Source organism: Succinivibrio sp. (genome assembly GCF_045124615.1).
Lineage (GTDB): Bacteria > Pseudomonadota > Gammaproteobacteria > Enterobacterales > Succinivibrionaceae > Succinivibrio > Succinivibrio faecicola.
Window position 1 is genome coordinate 1 of sequence record NZ_JBGVMC010000267.1, and the last position, 1,915, is coordinate 1,915.

Annotated in this window: 2 protein-coding genes and 2 tRNA genes; 3 read left to right on the forward strand and 1 reads right to left on the reverse strand. The window is 35.9% G+C overall.

Translation table 11 applies throughout. The features are described from left to right. Window positions 1-83: 83 nt before the first annotated feature. A tRNA-Ala gene (locus tag ACJML3_RS07010) sits at window positions 84-159 on the forward strand. A gap of 14 nt (window positions 160-173) precedes the next feature. After that, window positions 174-249: transfer RNA gene (locus ACJML3_RS07015), tRNA-Ala, on the forward strand. 23 nt (window positions 250-272) lie between these two features. On the opposite strand, the gene ACJML3_RS07020 is transcribed toward ACJML3_RS07015, so the two are convergent. After that, complete coding sequence (locus ACJML3_RS07020) at window positions 273-848, reverse strand: GNAT family N-acetyltransferase (RefSeq protein ID WP_406021856.1); 576 nt, start codon at window positions 846-848, stop codon at window positions 273-275. Between the two features lie 148 nt (window positions 849-996). Here ACJML3_RS07020 and ACJML3_RS07025 point away from each other — a divergent pair. After that, window positions 997-1,915 (forward strand): TolC family protein (locus ACJML3_RS07025; protein ID WP_406021858.1); only part of this gene is annotated, 919 nt, incomplete at its 3' end.

Sequence of the window (1,915 nt, forward strand, 5' to 3'; positions counted from 1 at the left end):
AGTTGGGAGAGCATCTGCTTTGCAAGCAGAGGGTCATCGGTTCGATCCCGTTTACCTCCACCATTAAGAAAATTTCTCTCTGTGGGGGTATAGCTCAGTTGGGAGAGCATCTGCTTTGCAAGCAGAGGGTCATCGGTTCGATCCCGTTTACCTCCACCATCTCATTTTTTTACGGGGTTATAGCTCAGTTGGGAGAGCGCTTGCATGGCATGCAAGAGGTCACCGGTTCGATCCCGGTTAGCTCCACCATTATCCCTTTTCAAAACTACGCATTACAGATTGTATTCGTAATATTCGTTATACTCTGTTCCATCAAATCCTATAAGACTAAAATCTGATTTTCTAAAGCCTAATGACAAAAGTGCGCTTATTCTATCTTCTGCACTGCTAATTGCCTTTGTTGCAATCATTTGACCTTCATAATATTCCTTAGCATGCTCTATGAATATTTGTGTAAGCTCGCTTATATATTCTTTCTTTTCATAGCTGCTTAAAAGATCAGTTCTCATTATTATGCAATTGTTAAAATGATCGTCTGCAAATCTTGTAAAGAGCTCAACAGTTCCTATGGCAGTATTTGTTTGTCTGTCAACTATCGCATATCTTACAAAATATCTCTTTTCATAAGATTCAAACCAGAACTTCATAGCACTATTCATTCTATCAATAGTTTCATAGCAAAAATCGTCGCCATGACAATTATCAGAATTGAAAATAGGTTGTGACTTTTTATCTGAATACACTTTTAATAATGCTTCACAATCATCCTGTTTTATAAATCTAATATCGAAGTTTTTTGTTGAAAAGCACTGAACAGATGCGAAAATATCTTTTTTATTAACTGACATATTTTTTCTTTGCATGTAAGATTAAGAATAGATTGCATAATTACTGACAATTATGAATTATTTGCTCAATAATATACAAGTAAAACATAAAATTAGCTTAATCATCTTGATATAATTAAGCTAAGTAATTATATCTTGAGGTAAACAAATGAAATCTAAATTATCTACCTTGGCATTAGCACTATTTGCATCTGCAAGTTTCTGTGCAAATGCAGCTGATTTAATGGATATCTACAAAGAAGCTCTAAAAAGAGATACAGTTATTTCACAGGCTAAAGCAGAAGCACAAGCTGCTCATGCAAACCTTTCAAAAGCCACTGCAGCATTATTACCTCAAATTGATGTTATAGGCTCAATTACTAAAACTAGAACAAGTACCTATAATGAATTTGGAGACAGAGCTAGCAACAAAAAAAGTGCTGCAACAGCAAATCTTTCACAGGCATTATGGAGACATTCTAACTGGGCTAACAGATCTATTGCTGAAAAGACAGCAACTGTAAAAGATCTTGCTTATGCTGATGCAATGCAGAATCTGATTGTCAGAGTATGTAATGCATACTTCAACGTTTTAAATGCAGCAGATAAGGTCAAGTTCCAAAAAGCAAATAATCTTGCATTAAAAAGACAGCTTGATGAAGCAGACAGAAGACTGCAGGTTGGTCTTATCGCAGAAACTGATAAGCTAGAAGCCCAGGCAGCATACGATTTATCAAATGCAGCTGTGATTGCAGCTGAAAATGAACTTATCAACTCATATGAGGAAATAAGATTACTTATCGGCAGACCATTAAGTGAAAAAGATCTTGCAGAACTTGATACATCAAAATTCTCAACTCCTGTAGTTGCAGATACTATCGTACAGCTTATAAAGAAGGCTGAAGAAAACAATCTGTCAATTCAGCAGAATATCATCTCAAGAGATATAGCAAAAGATCAGATCACTCTTGCCCGTTCTGGTCATGAACCAACTCTTGATCTTAATGCTAATGTTTCTACTGGATATACCTCATATACAAAGGAAAATCCTGCAGCTCAGCTAGAGAATGGCAATGACTGGTCTAAAT

Coding starts and splice junctions, on each gene's coding strand:
- ACJML3_RS07020 (WP_406021856.1), bottom strand. CDS start 848: ATGTCAGTTAATAAAAAAGATATTTTCGCATCTGTTCAGTGCTTTTCA.